This is a genomic window from Roseivirga misakiensis, assembly GCF_001747105.1.
Taxonomy (GTDB): Bacteria; Bacteroidota; Bacteroidia; order Cytophagales; family Cyclobacteriaceae; genus Roseivirga; species Roseivirga misakiensis.
On sequence record NZ_MDGQ01000003.1, the window covers coordinates 1,124,370 to 1,142,767 of the forward strand.

At 39.6% G+C, this 18,398-nt stretch carries 16 protein-coding genes; 6 read left to right on the forward strand and 10 right to left on the reverse strand.

Translation table 11 applies throughout. The annotated features are described in order from the left end of the window. Nucleotides 1-2: 2 nt before the first annotated feature. Complete coding sequence (locus BFP71_RS05150) at nucleotides 3-890, forward strand: 1-aminocyclopropane-1-carboxylate deaminase/D-cysteine desulfhydrase (RefSeq protein WP_069834356.1); 888 nt, start codon at nucleotides 3-5, stop codon at nucleotides 888-890. On the opposite strand, the gene BFP71_RS05155 is transcribed toward BFP71_RS05150, so the two are convergent. From BFP71_RS05155 to rbfA, 5 genes are all read right to left on the reverse strand, one after another. Next, a complete protein-coding gene (locus BFP71_RS05155; protein WP_176723324.1) occupies nucleotides 891-1,295 on the reverse strand; it encodes a DM13 domain-containing protein in 405 nt (134 codons plus the stop codon). It lies immediately after the preceding gene. 71 nt (nucleotides 1,296-1,366) lie between these two features. Continuing rightward, complete coding sequence (gene radA / locus BFP71_RS05160) at nucleotides 1,367-2,740, reverse strand: DNA repair protein RadA (RefSeq protein ID WP_069834358.1); 1,374 nt, start codon at nucleotides 2,738-2,740, stop codon at nucleotides 1,367-1,369. A 34-nt stretch (nucleotides 2,741-2,774) separates the two neighbouring features. Beyond that, nucleotides 2,775-5,708: a DEAD/DEAH box helicase gene (locus BFP71_RS05165; protein WP_069834359.1), complete on the reverse strand. Its 2,934-nt coding sequence runs from the start codon at nucleotides 5,706-5,708 to the stop codon at nucleotides 2,775-2,777. A 72-nt stretch (nucleotides 5,709-5,780) separates the two neighbouring features. Next, nucleotides 5,781-7,007 (reverse strand): FtsX-like permease family protein, encoded by a 1,227-nt coding sequence (locus BFP71_RS05170; protein WP_069834360.1) that lies wholly within the window; start codon nucleotides 7,005-7,007, stop codon nucleotides 5,781-5,783. Then, nucleotides 7,004-7,381, reverse strand: coding sequence for a 30S ribosome-binding factor RbfA (gene rbfA / locus BFP71_RS05175; protein ID WP_069834361.1), 378 nt, complete (start codon nucleotides 7,379-7,381; stop codon nucleotides 7,004-7,006). Before rbfA ends, BFP71_RS05170 begins: the two co-directional genes overlap by 4 nt. Nucleotides 7,382-7,569: 188 nt before the next feature. Between rbfA and BFP71_RS05180 the strand changes: the two genes are divergently transcribed. Continuing rightward, nucleotides 7,570-8,505, forward strand: coding sequence for a hypothetical protein (locus BFP71_RS05180; RefSeq protein ID WP_069834362.1), 936 nt, complete (start codon nucleotides 7,570-7,572; stop codon nucleotides 8,503-8,505). Here the strand turns inward: BFP71_RS05180 and rpiB are convergent. The 4 genes from rpiB to BFP71_RS05200 all read right to left on the reverse strand — a co-directional run bounded on the left by rpiB (nucleotide 8,499) and on the right by BFP71_RS05200 (nucleotide 11,636). Continuing rightward, on the reverse strand, nucleotides 8,499-8,933 hold the full coding sequence (gene rpiB, locus BFP71_RS05185) for a ribose 5-phosphate isomerase B (RefSeq protein ID WP_069834363.1): 435 nt from the start codon (nucleotides 8,931-8,933) through the stop codon (nucleotides 8,499-8,501). The two genes, BFP71_RS05180 and rpiB, sit on opposite strands and share 7 nt — an antisense overlap. Continuing rightward, entirely contained in the window at nucleotides 8,930-9,769 is an 840-nt protein-coding gene (gene tatC, locus BFP71_RS05190) for a twin-arginine translocase subunit TatC (RefSeq protein ID WP_069834364.1), read from the reverse strand. The genes rpiB and tatC overlap by 4 nt, the downstream gene beginning before the upstream one ends. Then, nucleotides 9,769-11,046, reverse strand: a complete 1,278-nt coding sequence (locus BFP71_RS05195; RefSeq protein ID WP_069834365.1) for a serine hydroxymethyltransferase — start codon at nucleotides 11,044-11,046, stop codon at nucleotides 9,769-9,771. Before BFP71_RS05195 ends, tatC begins: the two co-directional genes overlap by 1 nt. An 89-nt stretch (nucleotides 11,047-11,135) precedes the next feature. Then, entirely contained in the window at nucleotides 11,136-11,636 is a 501-nt protein-coding gene (locus BFP71_RS05200) for a response regulator (RefSeq protein ID WP_069834366.1), read from the reverse strand. Nucleotides 11,637-11,866: 230 nt separating this feature from the next. On the opposite strand from BFP71_RS05200, the gene BFP71_RS05205 reads away from it, so the two are divergent. Both BFP71_RS05205 and BFP71_RS05210 read left to right on the forward strand, forming a co-directional pair. Beyond that, entirely contained in the window at nucleotides 11,867-12,400 is a 534-nt protein-coding gene (locus BFP71_RS05205; RefSeq protein WP_069834367.1) for an RNA polymerase sigma factor, read from the forward strand. A gap of 12 nt (nucleotides 12,401-12,412) precedes the next feature. Beyond that, nucleotides 12,413-13,429 carry a tetratricopeptide repeat protein gene (locus BFP71_RS05210; RefSeq protein ID WP_069834368.1) on the forward strand — a complete coding sequence of 339 codons (1,017 nt, stop codon included), beginning with the start codon at nucleotides 12,413-12,415 and terminating at the stop codon, nucleotides 13,427-13,429. 41 nt (nucleotides 13,430-13,470) lie between these two features. Here the strand turns inward: BFP71_RS05210 and BFP71_RS05215 are convergent, their stop codons facing one another. Further along, on the reverse strand, nucleotides 13,471-16,515 hold the full coding sequence (locus BFP71_RS05215; protein WP_141719678.1) for a CHAT domain-containing protein: 3,045 nt from the start codon (nucleotides 16,513-16,515) through the stop codon (nucleotides 13,471-13,473). Between the two features lie 104 nt (nucleotides 16,516-16,619). Here BFP71_RS05215 and BFP71_RS05220 point away from each other — a divergent pair, with 104 nt between their 5' ends. Next, nucleotides 16,620-17,060 carry an SRPBCC family protein gene (locus BFP71_RS05220; protein WP_069834370.1) on the forward strand — a complete coding sequence of 147 codons (441 nt, stop codon included), beginning with the start codon at nucleotides 16,620-16,622 and terminating at the stop codon, nucleotides 17,058-17,060. A gap of 66 nt (nucleotides 17,061-17,126) precedes the next feature. Then, a complete protein-coding gene (locus BFP71_RS05225) occupies nucleotides 17,127-18,365 on the forward strand; it encodes an aspartyl protease family protein (RefSeq protein ID WP_069834371.1) in 1,239 nt (412 codons plus the stop codon). Nucleotides 18,366-18,398 lie beyond the last annotated feature (33 nt).

Sequence of the window (18,398 nt, forward strand, 5' to 3'; positions counted from 1 at the left end):
GCATGGAAATTAGTCCTGCTCCTGTTCAACAAATTCATGAGCCACTTTTTGAGCAAAAGGGTGTACAAGTCTTTATAAAGAGGGAAGACTTAACCCATCCTGTGGTATCGGGAAACAAATGGCGAAAGCTTAAATACAACCTTCAGGCTGCTAAGGAACAACAACATGATACTCTTCTCACTTTCGGCGGGGCTTACTCTAATCATATTCATGCCGTTGCCGGAGCTGGAAAGGCATTCGGCTTTAAAACGATCGGCATAATTCGTGGCGAAGAAACACTACCCCTGAATCATACGCTTACCTACGCTAAGTCTTGTGGTATGGAATTAAGGTACATGGATCGTGCTACCTATCGGTTGAAAAACTCTTTAGAAGTAAAGCATAATTTACTTTCAGCATTCGGTAAATTCTATCTTATCCCTGAAGGTGGAACCAACGCTCTGGCTATCAAAGGATGCGAAGAGATTGTTGAAGACTTATCAGAAACATATGACTATTATACACTTGGTGTGGGTACAGGCGGTACTATTTCAGGGCTTATAGCATCACTTAAAGGCCTAAACCAAGTTATTGGGTTTTCGTCGCTGAAAGGGGATTTTTTGACCCAAGAAGTCGAAAATCTATTGGTCGATTACAATGGGCGTGAGTACAAGAACTGGCAGATCAACAACGATTTTCACTTTGGGGGCTATGCTAAGATAAAACCTGAATTTCTTTCATTTATAAAGTCCTTTGAGGATCAACATGGCATTTTGCTAGACCCAGTTTATACGGGTAAATCTCTTTATGGGCTTTATCAACTTATCAACAAGGACTATTTTGGACGCGGTACCAGAATATTATTCATACATACTGGCGGACTGCAAGGAAGGTCTGGCTTTGGAATTTGATTATTTGAGTGCCGATCCACCCCAAAATTTACTATACTCTTCGCAGTGCACCATAATGGTTTGATATTTCGAAACATCAATCGAGGCAGGAATATCATAGGTTGCTTTTCCCTTGTAAGCGGTAAGCTTGGCTACTAAAACGGGCTCACCAATTTTCAACGCATTTTTGCTTTCTATGTCGTCCAACTTCGCTTTGGATAAAAATATTTTTAGGTCTGGCGCTTTTTTCGCCTCAAAATCATCTCCCAACACTAACTTATGCCCATTATCTGATTTGATGATTTTCCAGCTTCCTTCAAAAGTCGTCCATCGACTGTAATTATCCCATTCACCCTGGTATTTGACTTCTTGGATATTCAGAAAAGAAATTGAAACGAGTAATATGAATGTTGAAATGATCTTCATGACTAAAAAATTTAGACCATAACACATAGGGGGTGCATTAATGTTCCCTTGGGTAAAAACCAATGAAATGGCTAGCCCATTAGGTCCTCAAAAACATCCTTGAGTTTTCCGAAGGGCTTTATAGTGATTTTGGTGTTCTTCAGATCCAGTCCTTTTGTATTGTATCTAGATATATAGATGATCTCAAATCCAAGTTTTTCTGCCTCGGAAATTCGACTCTCTATTCTGTTGACAGCACGAATTTCTCCGCCTAAGCCAACCTCTGCGGCAAAAGCCACTTTCTCGGAAATGGGTATATCGTGATATGAGCTAACTAAGGAGGCACATACGGCTAAGTCTAATGCGGGTTCCTCAATTCTAATGCCTCCAGCCACATTTAAAAAGACATCTTGGGCGTTGAACCTTAATCCTCCCCGTTTTTCCAAGACTGCCAAGAGCATATTCAATCTTTTAGCGTCAAAGCCTGTGGCACTTCGCTGTGGTGTTCCATATGCTGCCGTACTAACCAGCGACTGAATTTCTATCATTAAGGGTCGATTACCCTCAATAGTGGCACCGATCGCCACCCCAGGTAGATCTTCGGCACGCTGAGATATTAAAATTTCCGAGGGGTTTGAAACTTGTCTCAATCCCGTTTCTTGCATCTCATATATCCCTAATTCAGAGGTAGAGCCAAATCGATTCTTGATTGTTCTAAGTATTCGATAGGTAAGATGTCTATCTCCCTCAAATTGGAGGACGGTATCTACCATATGCTCCAAGATTTTTGGGCCTGCAATACTTCCATCCTTAGTGATATGGCCCACTAAAAAAACCGGGGTATTGGTTTCTTTGGCAAATTTCATCAGTTCACCCGTGCATTCCCTTACCTGAGAAACTGAGCCGGCGGCAGATTCTATGCGGTTTGTGTGTAGCGTTTGGATGGAATCTATCACCAATACTTGTGGCGACATTTCCTTCACCTGACTGAAAATATTTTGCGTGCTCGTTTCCGACAGAATAAAGCAATTGTCGGTACCAACTCCGATGCGTTCTGCCCTCATTTTTATTTGTTGCTGGCTTTCTTCTCCAGAAACATAAAGGACTTTCGTATTAGAGGCGCTTAATGCCACTTGGAGCATCAACGTAGATTTACCTATGCCAGGTTCTCCGCCAATTAGGACCAGTGAACCTGCAACAATTCCACCGCCCAAAACTCGATTTAACTCAATGTCTTTCGTGACCAACCGACGCTCGGAACCCTTCTCGATTTCCTTGACGTTCACTGGTTTTTGTCGCGTTGTAGGAGCCGCATCATCTCTCCACGAGGTCTTTGCAGGATCGGTTTTCTCTATAACCTCCTCCACGTATGTATTCCATTCGTTGCAAGAGGGGCATTTACCAATCCACTTGGCCGAGTTTGCACCACAATTCTGGCAGATATATGTACTTTTTACTTTGGCCATTTCTCTTGAATATAACTGATATTGGCTTGGTGCACTAGGCTAATAACTCCGAAATATCTGATGAAGTAAGTTTTTTAATAAAGCTCTCTTCTGTAGTAATTAGATCAGAAGCTAACTTTAGTTTGTTCTTTTGTAGGGCTAGAATCTTTTCTTCTACCGTATTTCTTGTAATGAACTTATAAGTAAATACAGTATTCTTTTGCCCTATTCTATGGGCTCTATCAACTGCCTGCTCTTCGATAGCCGGGTTCCACCAAGGGTCTAACAGAAAAACGTAATCTGCCTCTGTTAAATTGAGTCCCAAGCCTCCTGCTCTCAAGGAAATCAAGAACAACTTGATGTCTTTATTATTCTGAAATTTATCTACCTGCCCTTGCCTATCCTTTGTCGTTCCATCTAAGTAAGCGTAAGCCATACCTTTCTCGTCAAAATAGGATTTCACAATGCTCAGGTGCTTAACAAACTGACTGAATATTAGGATTTTATGCCCTTCGCTCAAGGCAGACTCAATCATATACTGAATATCTTCAAGCTTACCTGATTCGCCTTCATATTCGGGCTCCACCATCTGGGGGTGGTTCGCTATTTGTCTGAGTTTGGTCAAACCTTGGAGTAGCAGAAGTTGTGATTTCTTAATACCACTTTGCTCGATTGTTTCTAGAATTTTGTTTCTGTAAAACGACTTTACCTCCTCATACTTTTCTGCTTGTTCGGCAGACATTTCGCTATACTTTATATGCTCAATTTTCTCTGGTAGATCTTTTGCCACTTGAGACTTTTGCCGCCGGAGAATGAATGGTTTTATGATAACATTGAGTTTTCGAGTTTTTTCTACGTCTTGCTTCTTCTCGATCGGTAGTTGGAACTCGTTTTTAAAGTACTTTTCATTTCCTAAAAGACCTGGGTTAATAAAACTCAACTGGGACCATAAATCCATGGTACTATTTTCTAAAGGTGTACCCGTTAGAATTAATCGGTGCCTTGATTTTAGTTTTCCTACAGACTTTGCAATGCGTGAGTCTGGATTCTTAATCGCTTGAGACTCATCCAAAATGATATAGTTGAAGTAAAATGTATTCAAGATATCGATATCAATTCTTGTGATTCCATAGGATGTGATCACCAAGTCGTAGTCAGCAAAGGTTTCAGGATCTTTGTTTCTATTGACGCCCGTGTAAACGAGTGTCTTGAGGTTTGGGGTAAATTTAGAGGCCTCAATTTGCCAATTGTAAATCAAGGATGTCGGCATAATGAGCAATGATGGAGAAATTACTCCTTCCTTTTTCTGTGACTGGAGCAGGGCAAGCGTCTGTACCGTTTTTCCAAGCCCCATGTCGTCAGCTAAGCAGCCTCCAAAGCTGTAATCGGCCAGAAAACGCATCCAATTATAGCCTGCCTTTTGATAAGGCCTTAGTTCTCCTTTGAAAGCTGCAGGTAATTCATAATCGTCGATCTCTTCAAAACCATGTAGCTTTTGCAGTTTTCGATCCATAGTAACCTGGGCCAGTTTACCATTGGTGAGGTCTTGAATTAAGGAAAGGTGGTGTTTTTTAAGCCGTAGGTTCTGATTACTATCATCCTCTTCCATAAAGGCGAATAGTTCAGCATAATCAGTCAACCAAGCGTCTGGAATTACGGCAATTTGCCCATTGGGAAGGGTGATTTCCTTTGTCTTTTTGTTAATCAGCTTTCTAAGTTCCTTGAATGGAATTTCATAGTCCCCGAACCTGACAATCGCATGGATATCGAACCAGTCGATACTTTCATTTACCTTTATTTCAAGTGAGGACTCTCCGATGAAGTACTTCTTTCTTTCGTCATCAGTTTGGCGCACACTGATATCGTATGCTTCGAGTAATTCTGTGTTTTCGTTGAGCCAAGTAAATGCTTTACCTCTCGACATGGAAACTCTACCATTCTGAAACTTCAATCCTGATTCTTGAAGCTTTTTAACGATTTCAATTTCATGATCACCATCTCGCCTTACTTTGTGAAAAACATAGTTATCACCCTGTTTTTCGAGTTTTACTGAAGAATTAGGGGCTGGCTCATACCCAAATTGGTAGGGACCATAGTCAAAACCGATCTTAAAAAGAATCTTACTTTCATCCGTGTTCGGATCATTAGACTGTCCTTTTTTATCGAACAATTCTCCATTAGTTGTTTGAACAAGTTCTGAAAAAGAAATAACTGGTTTAACGGGATATCTCTCCGTATTAATGTCAAAGCCTTTGGCATAAACATCGAAGGAAGCGACCAATTGGGTCACGAATTTCTGATAATATGTCTCTTCTACTTTTCTAGGGACTACAATGAATTTCTTATTTAGAAATGGCTTCAATTTCTTTCCATCCACATTTTTGGCAAAGCGCAGCAGCTTATTGCCGACGATCAGCCAAGCTGGTTCATGACAAATAAGGTAGGACCCATTGTATTGCCATTCCAATTTCTCGCCTTGATGCTTCATTGTTGGGAAATAGTGCGTATTCTCTTCATTTCTCCTAAAATGAAATAGAACTGTCGCCTTTTCTTTTTCCCATTGTATTTGTTTCCAGGTAGGCTCGCCATCTCTACCCATTTCAAAAATCATCTTACCATCGAGTAGGTCTAAAATCTTCGCTCTTCGGTGCTCTAGGTATTGATGGATAGTTTCTTGAAGGGCCTTATCACCTTTCTCTTTATCGTAAACTTTAAAGAAAAACTCAGCCGGCTTCACTTTCTGTTTGTAAAATTTTAAGACGATGGATTCTTGCTGCATTTCATCCATGAGTTTGATTAACTCGTAGTCGGCATCGTCTAGATCTTTACCGAACTCTTTGGCGTTTTTAGAGGAAATGTTTTGGTGTTGTAAGGTGAGCCGTCCTTTTTCGTCAAGCTGAATCACAAAAGACTCGAACAAATAGCCGAGATACTCATGCTGAAATAGTGAGTAGATAAGTTGGAACGGTTGAGCTGTTGAGACCTTCATTTGAATCTTGGGCGATTCGCAAATTAAAGATTTCTGCTAAACCGAAAACACTATTCCTCAAGTAAATTTTGATTAATCCAGATGCGCTATAGGATTCACTTTAGACGCTAAAACAGCCGGTCTATATGCGGTAAGAATGGTAATGATAAATATGCTCAATCCTACCCATAAAAAGTCTAACCAGACAATTTTCACCGGATATGAATTTACCACTGAAGAGGACATACCCAAACCTATGATACCATACTCATGCTGCAAAATACAGAAGGTTAAACCAAGAAATAGACCAGCTAAGCAGCCCACAAAACCTATAATCACTCCTTGTTTTAAGAAGATTCCTTTAACCATCTGCTTTGTAGCGCCTGCTGCAAAAAGGACAGCAATGTCTCGGCGTTTTTCTATGGCTAGCATGGAGAGTGAAAAGAAGATATTGAACGAGGCAATCAGCGTGATAAATGTTAGCCCAATATATACGAAAAGCTTTTCTAGCTTCACTGCCCTCAGGAGTTCGGCATGTTGTTCGTCACTGTCCAAAACATTGAATTCAGTTCCTAATAGGGCTTTTAAGGCGGATTTGACTTTTCTAAGGCTCGCGTCATCCTCTAAATATAACTCTATTGAGGTTCTTCGATTTTTATAATCCATCACCCGTTTAGCTACTCGTAACGGTACTAGCACCAGGCTTTCATCATAGGCAGTTTCCACACTAAAAGCAGCGGCTGGTTTTACTCGCACTCTACGAACGGGGCTACCTGTTGTAACCGTTCCTGGCCTTACTTTTTTGGGGTAAACAATTTGGACATCATACATATCGCTATCCAACAGTACGCCTAGTTCATAAGCAACGCCCGCACCTAAAATGGCAAAGTTGTCTGTGCCTTCGGTTAGCTTTAATTCTCCATCAATCAGGAAGGTGTCGAGTTTATTGGCTTGCAGATAGCTATCTTCTATACCTTTAATTCTTACTACCACCTGCTGATCTCTGTAGGTGACTAAAGCGTTGTCTTCAATAACTTCGGCCAAAGACTTTACACCCTCTAGTTTTTCCAAACTCGCTAAAAACGCCGCATCAACTTCAAATGATTTGCCTTTTACAGATTCAATTTTAAGATCTGGATCAAAAGTCTGGTAAACCGATCGCAAAACACCTTCAAGCCCGTTAAATACGGAGAGTACAATAATCAGCGCCATAGTTCCGATGGCCACACCGATCATTGAAACCCACGAGAGGATTTGAATAAAGTTCTTTGACTTTTTAGAGGAGAAGTATCGCTTCGCTATGAATGTTGATACGTTCAATCCTCTTCAGGTTCTGTTTCTTCAGGAATATCAAGAGAATCGATTAAAGAGTCCATTCGTGAACCTGTTTCGGCTGTAGTATCCATGAAAAATGCCAGTTCAGGAATTACTCTTACATCTTTGCCAATAGAACGGCCAAGTTTTCCTCTAATTCTCGGTTTCACACTGTTTAAGAAGTCGATGACACTATGTGCCGCGTTAATTGGAAATACGCTAATGTACAGTCTAGCCAACCCCAAATCAGGGCTCATGGTAACGTCTGTTACTGTGACCAACTTGCCTAAAAATTCCGCAGAAAACTCTTGTGTAAAGATGTGACTTACTTCTTTTTGAATGAGTTTGGAAAACTGCTGTTGCCTTTTGCTACCTGCCATGATGCAAATATCTGATATAATTATTGATTTTCCTTCCAGCGCATTTTTTACCTTATTTGTAGCCTGTAAAATAAGGTTCCTTGTTTAGTTATTTCAAGAAAAACGATCCACTCAGAATAATAGGCCTCGTACTTATCCTTATAAGTATAAGGGTCGGTTATTTTGTTTTCTCTGATTTGGGTCAATCAATGTTGGAAGGGCTAGACTACTTGGCTTTTAATGCTGGTACTAGTGGATCGATAAATGCATTTTTCGTTCATTCAGGGCCTCTATCTGAATTAACTTTTGTTGGATTAGAATCTACAGGCTCACCACTCTTGAGCTTAGTCTTAGCCACTGTTCTAATTCTATTTAATAGCATTTTACTGAACAGTATTTTTATTAGGAATGCGTCTTTCGAGGAGTCTTCCTTTTTGCCTGCGGCCGTCATGACGATCCTAATGAGCGCTTCTCCAAATTTCTTCTTTTTGAGCCCAGCGCTTATCGGTAGCAGTTTTATCATTTTTAGCTTAAACAACCTCTTTTATCATGTAAAATATAAAGGGTCCGAAGAGAACATTCTAGGGACTGGCTTTAGTGTGGGTATTGCGGGCCTTTTCTTCTATCCGTACTTCTGGTTTTACCCTCTGATTGTAATCATCTACATATTTTATTCTAGCACCTTAACAAGACGATATTTCTTATTGACTTGGGGGTTTGTGTTACCCTACATCATGACTTGGGTGGTTTATTTATTTCTAGAACAAGGGTCGGAATTTAGCACTAGTATTTTCCAACAAATTGTCTCCGCCCAAGTACTAGGAGAGGGGCTTAATAACGGTTTGATGGTATTTGGTTTTGGCTTGGCGCTTTCATTGATCGCTGCCATACAAGGTTTTTCTGGTTTGGGCATGACCAATCACCAAATAATGGTACAAAAGGCTATGAGTTGGCTTGGGTTTTTTGGGGTTGTCCTATTTGCGATTTTTGGTGACGCAAATTTGAGCGGTTTGATGATTCTAGTAATCCCTATGAGCTACTTTATTACCAAAATGCTCATATCGATCAACAAGAAATTACTGACCGAACTAGTATTTATAGCACTTCTAGGAAGCGCTATCGCAACCTTATTCTTGATTTATTGACAGCTGATTTTATTCACTCTCCTTTCATGTCTACCCCCTTCAAAGTCGGTAGAAACAAAAGTCTTAACCATATCTTCTGCTAAATCGTAATCCACAAAACGAGCAGGAATACAAACAACGTTCGCGTTGTTATGCTGTCTTGCCAGTGCCGCCAATTCGGTATTCCAGACCAAAGCGGCTCTAATATCTTGATGTTTATTGGCCGTCATACAAACACCATTTCCACTACCGCAAATGGCTATGCCACAATCAAGGTCTCCCTCTTCAATGGCGGTTGCCATAGGGTGGATATAATCTGGATAATCAACAGAATCAGTCGTATTTGGACCAAAATCCGTTACTTCAAAACCCTGCGCTTTTAGAAAAACGATCACCTTTTCTTTGTACTCAAAACCGGCATGGTCGCCACCTATTCCAACTTTTTTCATAAAGCTTCTTCTTGTTCTCGTTTTATTCTTTTCCGTTCAATTCTCTTAGATACTAAGATACTGACTTCATAAAGGAAAGTCAGCGGTAGGGCTATCAAAACCTGACTCATTACATCTGGCGGTGTAATGATGGCAGAAATAACCAAAATAACCACGAATGAATGACGTCTGTAACTGCGCATTAACTTCGGTGTAACTATTCCTGCTTTTGACAGAATGTAAGTGACCACCGGCAATTGAAACATTACACCACAAGCCAACGCCAACGTGGCGACCATCCCGATGATATTTGACAAATCATAATCATTGTCAATTTTTGGGCTAAGGGTATAATTTTGTAAGAAATTAAAGCTTAGCGGGGTCACGATGAAATATCCGAAAACTACACCCGATAGGAAGAGAATCGTTACAACAAATACTACTCCGCGTGATGCCTTTTTCTCATTACTTCTTAAGCCAGGCTTCACAAAGCGCCATATTTCCCAAAAAGCATACGGAAAGGCTATTACTAATCCAACAACTAGCGAAGACTTAATATGCCAAACGAATTGCCCAGTGATATTCCTGTTTTGAATATCCATTTCGAAAGGCTCTAAACACAAAGCTGGCGTATCTAAAAGGCTTGATAACTCACATAGCTTTCTATAGGTCCAGAAGTCCGATTCTGTAGGGCCTAAAATAAGGACATCAAAAATGAAGTCTTTAAACAAAAAGGCAACGATAGTAAATACCAATACGGAAGCTACCGCACGCACAAGGTGCCACCGGAGTTCTTCCAGGTGGTCGAGGAAACCCATTTCCTCTTCAGGCGATTCTGGTATTTGATCTAATGCCACTATTCAGCTTTAAACAAAGGATATTGGTTCATCCATTCGTTAATCTCATTCTTCACACCTTCCAAATGGTCGGCGTTGTCGTGGTTCATCAATGCACTATCGATAAAACCTACTATTCTTTCCATATCGCTCTCCACAAGGCCTCTAGTTGTAATAGCAGCAGTTCCTACCCTCATTCCAGAGGTCACAAATGGTGACTTATCATCGAAAGGAACCATATTTTTATTGATAGTAATATCTGCGATTCCTAAAGCCTTTTCAGCAATTTTTCCTGTCAACCCTTTAGACCTTAGATCGATCAACATCATGTGGTTATCAGTTCCACCAGAAATTAGATCATAACCCTTATTCACGAAAGCATCGGCCATTACTGAAGCATTCTTCTTCACTTGCAATACATATTGCATGTAGTCATCGGTCAAGGCCTCTCCAAACGCAACAGCTTTTGCGGCTATTACATGTTCTAATGGCCCTCCTTGAGTACCCGGGAAGACACCACCATCTAATAGTTGAGACATCATTTTCACTTGACCTTTCATGGTTTTGTGACCCCAAGGGTTCTCGAAATCTTCGCCCATCATGATTAGGCCTCCTCTTGGACCTCTTAGCGTCTTGTGGGTTGTAGTGGTTACAATATCACAGTGAGCTAGCGGATCATTTAAAAGCCCTCTAGCAATTAAACCAGAAGGGTGAGAAATATCGGCAAGTAGGATCGCACCCACCTCATCCGCAACATCTTTCAACGCTGCATAATCCCAATCTCTACTGTATGCTGAAGCTCCACAAATGATCATTTGAGGCTTCTCTTTTCTGGCGATATCGGCAACTTTATTCCAGTCAATTAAGCCGGTTTCTTTTTCTACGCCATAAAAGAATGGCTGATAAATCTTACCGGAGAAGTTTACAGGTGACCCATGTGTTAAATGGCCTCCATGAGACAAGTCAAAGCCTAAAATTTTATCACCTGGGTTTAAGCAAGCCAACATAACAGCGGCATTGGCTTGAGCACCAGAGTGTGGTTGAACATTGGCCCAAGTAGCACCAAATAATTCCTTTACGCGATCAATCGCTATGTTTTCTATTTCATCTACTACTTCACAACCACCATAATATCGTTTACCTGGAAGCCCTTCAGCATACTTATTGGTAAGAATAGAACCCATGGCTCCAATGACTTGGGAAGAAGCGTAATTTTCAGAAGCAATTAGCTCGATTCCTTCTGTTTGTCTCTTTTCTTCTTTCGATATAAGGTCGTAGATGATTTTGTCCTGATGCATTAGCTAAAGTTTTGCCAAAAATACGCTTTGACCCACTAATTAACAATGACTCTTGACCCGAAGATTTGATTGTTGGAGGAAAGAATTGATTAAGCCTGTTTAGAATCAGACTTGATACTTAAAACGGACATAATTGTCTCAAAGACTTGACCTTGTGTGAACGGTTTTCCAATGTACCCATCAAGGTTATGTTCTTCGATTTTCGCCTTTACCTCATCATAGCCATATGTAGTGTAGGCTAAGATTGGCACAGGGGCGGCCTTGAATTTTTCTGTTTCTCTGACTAATGCTGTCGCTTGAAAACCGTCAATTCCTGGCATATGTAAATCCATGAGGATTAATCTTGGATTAGAAGCCATATACTTTTGAACGCCTTCTTTTGCCGAGAGTGCTTTAATAGACTTTGCACCAAACTTACGGAGTGTTTTTTCGGCTACAATTAGATTGATAGGGTTATCATCAATAATAAGGATGCTTACCCCCTCCAACACTTGGTTGGCGATGGTTTCCACATTAGACACCTCCTCCGTGAACTCTTCGTCCATCGGTTGGATTTTGTTGTCTACCAGAAAATACGATTTCGCACCCATGATTGTAGTCTTCTGTAAATAGTTAGTGATTGTACAACTACAATGTCACCCATCTGTTGGAAAAAATTTCCATGCCTAACCTATTTTATTTTAACAATGTCCATATTCTCAGATTTTTTTATCTTATACTTCTCACATAAAGAGATTTGGCATGAGCGATGATTTTTTTTTAAAAAAAACTCACTCTTTTGGGTGACCTTTTACAGACCTAATCACTAAAGAATGACAGTATGAGTGTGAACTCGCTTGTCCTACGACTTCGCAAAGGAGATCGTAAAGCACTTGAAGATATTTATAAAGAGTATAGAGTAAGCTTTATTAAGTGGATTACCTATACGCACAAGTGCACGGAAGACGAGGCGATTGACATTTATCAATACTCGATATTGTCCTTCTATGAGAACGTTATAGAGGAATCATTTGAAAAAATGAATGATGCAGGGATTAAAACCTATCTCTATTCTATCGGGAAGAACAAGCTACTAGCCGATAGTCGAAAAAATTCCAAAATCTCCTATCAAGAGCAACTCGAAGAAGAGTCGCTCATAGAAAAAGAAGAAGAAGGTCAGGACAAAGAGGTTAGGGTTGCCAAAATCAAGAAACTCGTTTCAGAACTCGGTTTTCCATGCAGTGAAATATTAAAGCTTTTTTATTTCAACAATCTTACGAACGATGAGATTGCGGAAGTAATGAAATACAAAAACGGAAACACGGTAAAAAATTTGAAGTACAAGTGCCTTCAAAGAATTAAGAATCAGATATAGAGTAAAATATTCATGAGCAACTTCGATCTTATTGACAGATATTTTTCTAACGAACTTGACAAGAATGAGCTAAAGGATTTCAACGATCGCTTGGCAAACGACCCTGAGTTCAATCAGGAATTTCAAGAAGTAAAAGCTGTGAAGCTTGCTGTGAAAATTGAGGCTCGAAAAGAATTAAAATCCCTATTTACTGACATAGAGGATTCCTTAACTAAAGAGTTACCTACTAATAACCAGACTGCTATGAAAAGAGTGCTTACCGTGGCTGCTAGCTTGATAATACTGATATCAGCGAGCTACCTATTAATTGGAAGCGGGCAACCGAGTCCAAAAGATGTTTTTACCGAATACTATGTTCCATATACTAACCTGAACGGCCAAACGAGGGGTGAAGCTGTTGATAGGGAAAGTCTAAACTTTCAGGCTTACAGCGCCTATGATCAGGGCAATTATGCCTTAGCTATTGAAAGATTCGAATCACTTTTAGAAGTTGAAAAAACTGCAGAAAACTATCTGTTTGCAGGTATAGCCAATATAGAAGTTGGCAATTACGAATCGGCTCTTGAGAATTTAAATTCAACCCTCAACAATTTTGCTACTTATAAAGAACAAGCAAAGTGGTTCATAGGAATGACCTTATTGGGCGCCGACAAGGAACATGAGGCCGTTTCAGCATTGGCATCTTTAGCACTTAACAAAAACTCATATCAAATAAAGAGTAAGAATGTTTTAAAATCATTGGGTTATGAATTCTCTGCTGAAAACCCGGATGAAGGAACTCCTGTAGTTGTTACTATGAGACCCGAAGATGAAATGGATAGCCCGAATGGAGTAACTTCACTAATGGGAAAAAGACAAATCCAATTTGGTGAATTAGTTGGCCTCACAGACAAGTTGCGATATCGTTTTCACAATGAATCTCCGATTAGAGGTTTAAGTGAAGGAGATATGGTAAGTTATATTGTTATTAAAAAGGCTAAAGGGAAGTCAGGTAAAGGCTGGGCTTTTATTCTGGATAAAGTAATGTAATCTGAATTTTTTTTACACACATATACACGCGAGAGGAAGGGCTATTTAGCCCTTTTTCTTTTTACAAAAACAGAGCCTAGAAGTATTGAAGTAAGTAAAGCTAGCCCAATATAAATCCAAGGAAGAGGGCCTCTATCCGTTTGCTTAAACTTAATATCCTTTCCCAATTGCAAAAACGCAGCCCAATAATAAGGGTGCGCATTATACGAATCGCTTTTTTCGAGATAGTTCAATTTTGACTGTCTCAGCGCTGAATTAATTGTTTGTCCATCGTCTACAAAACCTTGATACATTTCGACCATCTGGTCTGAAGTAATTCTGTCATTAACTTTCCAAAGGCTCATAACTACAGAAGGAACACCGACCAAGGCAAAACCTCGAGCAATACTGAATGTGCCTTCACCCTTGTTGATAACGCCAAGACCACTCTCACAAGCACTTAATACGGCAAGCCTTGCCTTCAAACTAGCCAAGTATAGATCATTGGTATTCATTGTATTTTCAGTTTCGTCACCATTGAAAATCAAAGTAGATTGATAGTTATTAGTACTATCAGACCTACCATGAATAGCGAGGTGTAGAACGTCATAATCTCTAGCCTGCCTTAGAAATTCTGATTTAACAGCCTCTGAACCCAGTAAATATTTACCTGGTACCATAGCCTCCAGCCGTTCAATTTCCATTTCTGTCCCAGGTAAAGAGCCAAGTGTCGACACATTTCCATCATCCAGATAACCAATACCTAAAATTTTATCATTGACTCTAGAAACAGCTCTATCACTATTTACAAGCTCCGAAGAAAGTTGGTACTGGATGCTATAAGACTTTATCAAATAGTGCAACTCGTTAAACCCAACTATCTGACTTTCCTTTTTCTCGACCAATAGTCCAAATGGTAAACGTGATAAAAACTCATCTGGGACAAGAATTAGATGATTCAAATTAGGTTTAAACTTATCTAATGTTGCTTTTAAAAGCTTTCGATATATTAAAAACGACTGCTCTTGAAACAAATTCAATTGTGTTTCATGCAAGGCTACATTCGGTGGTGAAGATGCGGCACTTACTACTTCTTCCAGCGCTACAGTTAATTCATTTGAAATTTCGACCCTCTCAAAAGATACATCACTCTTACTTTTGCCGAGAACGTAAATATGCTCATCTCCATAGAAAAATTCGATAAATGCTTTTCCTTTATCCACACTGAGGTCACCTTTCCCATCTATTATCATTTCAAGCGAAGACTCATCCTGAAAGCTAGATAAAAAGTTCTCAATACTATCTTTCAGGCCCTCTCTCTCTTCCCTCGTTTGCAATAGCTGCTCGTTAACCATTATTACCGAATCACTTGTTGCAGAGTTATCAATTAACTCATAGAATTTTGCCTGAAGTCTTTCCACATCCGATTTTGACTGAAAGAAAAGATTCTTTAATTCTTGACTAACTAAGTTGTTATTAACGAGATCAAATTCTTGTGATTGCTCTAAAAATAGAATTGCCTTACTGGCTTTAGAAAAGTTTAAAGCATCTTCGAAATGACGTTTATCACCAGTTTGAGCATACATCTCATAGCTAATATCGATTCCTATTTCATACAACTCTTTGAAATTTTGACTTAGAAATAGTTTTCCCTCTGAGGCAAGAAAGTCATCTCGTCTATCGAATAAAAGTTCGCTTGTCTTCTTTACATAATTCTTAGCAGAGTCAAGATGATTTAACGGTTGGTTTTTCGAAAGACCGACTTTCTCGATGCTTGCTCCTTTCTTTGTAAGTACGACTAAGTCTCGGTAGGAGAATTCCATATTATCTCCTTTGGGGAAACTCAATAGGTTGGTAGTATAAGAAACAAGACCATTTCTCAGAGCGGAGTCATAAGATATTAGGGCCTTTGACCAGTCTTCATTAAGAAAATAGAAGTCTCCTAAATAACGGTAATTGCTATGTAATTCAGCACTCGGAAGCTTCACTAAGGATTTCATCTCGTTTAATGATTCATCCAAGTACTTTTTCCCTTTAGCTGGTTCTCCCAAATTCTTATAACACAAACCGACATTAATTTTGACTTGTGCCTTAAACCTTCTTTTATTCCGTTTCTCAAAAGCTGAACCTACATTCGCAGGTATTTCAAGTGCCTTTTGAAGGTAGGGAAGCGCTTCATTTGGATTACCCACCGCCATATAAGCTATTCCCATAAGGTTGTTGAATGAATAATATTCAGGCATGTTAATACGAGGGATACTTTCTACTAATGGCATTGCCTCATTACCAATCTCGATTGTTCTTAAAAAATCCTTTTTATAGTACAGTACTTGTGCTAGATAATATTGTGCCTCTGCATAGTATCTTGGAGATACTGAACGCCTATTTTCCTTTGCGTACTTATAGCCTTTTATTGCATAGGCCAGTGCTTGCTCAAAGTCACCCTTTTGAATGTAAATAACTGGGTAGCTTTGAAGCCAAATTAACATTTCATCTGGTTCTGGATTTTTCTTTTGTGCAAGCTCTTCTAATCGTACTAGTTCTTCAAGGGCCTTGAGGAGAGTATCTTGATTTCCCTCAGAATATTGGTAAGCATAAAACTTATACTCAATCAACTTAGCATATGCAGCAGAGTCGTAGCTAGTGGATGAATTATAATAAGTAAGCGCAGTATCTAAGTAGGATCGAGCAATATAAAAATTACCCAACCTATGGTCCATGGCTCCCCGTGTATAATACATTTTGGATATTAAAAAGTGCCCTTTTGGAAGGTGGTTCATTGCTAGTTTAATAGCCTGATCCATGACAAGGATCATTTCAGTTGTTTGACCAAGCCGTCTTAACGTGAGGGCCTTTTTTTCCATGGTGTAAACCACTTCTTCCCAGTTTGGCTTTTTCAGCGCTTTGTCTAAAATGGATTGATAGGCATCGAGCGCCTCCTCATAACGCTTTGCACTATAGAGTTTCTGTGCGGCAGACAGTTCTGGTGTGCCGAAATCATATTTTGACTTTATTCTGCGCTCTTGTACTTGGGATTCATTCCCTGGGCTAAAGAATAATAAAAAAAGAACCACCAATAGTGTGGTCGACGGGTTATGAGTAAGCACAATTAATCGAAGAGGTGAATTGTAATGAAGTTACAAACGATTCATCCAACATACAAACTACGTTCTGTGGCTAACAATAAAATGAATTTGAAGTTATAAACTGTATGCATGTCCAAGTAGTCACCAAAGTCGAAAAACCTTTAATGGATGTAAAAGCTGGTTTCAATGAAGACCTGTTCTTACAACTTAATCCACCTTTCCCAAAGGTCCGATTGCTTAGGTTTGATGGCAGTAAAAAGGGTGATTTTGTAGAACTAGAACTTAACTTTCTAGTAGCCAAGCAACAGTGGGTTAGCGAAATTACCTTTGACCACGAATCGGACAAACGTTTTGAGTTTATCGACGAGGGTGTTGTCCTTCCATTTCCTTTTTCTAGTTGGAAACATCACCATAAGCTTGTGTCAAAAGGAAAAGGTTGTGAAATTATAGATGATATAGAGTACGAAGCTGGAAATAAAGTGATCAGTTTTCTATTGTACCCTCTTTTGCTATTGCAGTTCTTATATCGAAAACCTGTTTACCGTAGGATTTTCAAGCAAAACTAAGGGTCTTCTGCTTTCGTATGTGTTAATTATATGGCTTTGAGCCATTTGTCAATCAAAACTGGGTATATGAGGAACTTACTTATTCTTTTCGCATTAGGATTTTCTATTCAAACGTTTGCTCAAAACCCGCTGGGTTTCTCTTTTGAAGACGGTAAGCAATATGTCGAAATGAGCTTCAAAGATGAAAGTAATCTCATCGTCATACCTATCCTTGTTAACGGCGAAGGCCCCTTCAATTTTATTCTAGATACCGGTTCGGAATCAGGCATGATCTTCGATCGATTTGTTATTTCAGAAAATAACTTGGTAAACGCTCGAACTGTACCCATTTACGCTCAAGATGGAAATAAAGTAACCGACCTATTGGTTGCCAACAACATCGACATTCAAATGAAAGGTATTAATGGTGAACAACAGTCGATGTTGGTTTTAGAAAAAAATAGTATCAACATAGAGAACATCCTCGGGGTACAGGCACATGGTGTCTTAGGCTCCGAACTTTTCAATCGTTTTGTGGTGGAAATCGATTACAAAAATGAAAAGTTACGCCTCTACGAACCGAGTAAATTCAAGGCACCGAAGGGCTATCAAAAGGTTGACATTAAGGTCAGAGATTTTAGGCCTTATATCGCCGCGAGCGTAAAGCAAAAAGGGCAAAAGAAGTTAGACATCAACTTACTTATTGATACTGGTGCGAGTAGCGCACTTTTCCTAGATGAGCAAAGAAATGAGAATATAGTCCTTCCTGAAAAAACAGTTGAGCATGCCTTAGGAAGTAGTCTTTCAGGAATCATGGAAGGGCAAGTTGGACGGATTAAGAGGTTTAAATTTGGACGTAATTTTAACTTTAAACGCGTAGTGACTTCGTACCCAGACGATTGGCAGGTTAAAAGTGTAGTGGGCATGAAAGGAAGAGAATTGACTAGATCAGGTACTATTGGGTCAGATATCTTATCCAGATTCTCTGTGATTTTCGATTACCATAACTCTGTTGTTTACTTGAAGAAGACAAAAGAGTACAGGAACCCTTTCAAATTCAACACTGCAGGTTTTACGTTTATCTCTAAAGGTGAGGAGTCGAAACAGTTTTTTGTTTCCAGAATTATTCCAGATTCTCCTGCCGATGCCGCTGGTATACAACCTGATGATGAAATAATATCTATTGAAGGAAAACCCATTTTCTTCTATTCGTTCCCTGATATCAACGGGTTTTTGAGGGGTGAGGAAGGATCAAAACTCTCTATCGTTATTAAGCGAAAGGGAGAACTCTACAAAAAGGATCTGGTCCTTAAAAAGCTGATATAAAAAAAGGCCTTGCATTGTTGCAAGGCCTTTTTC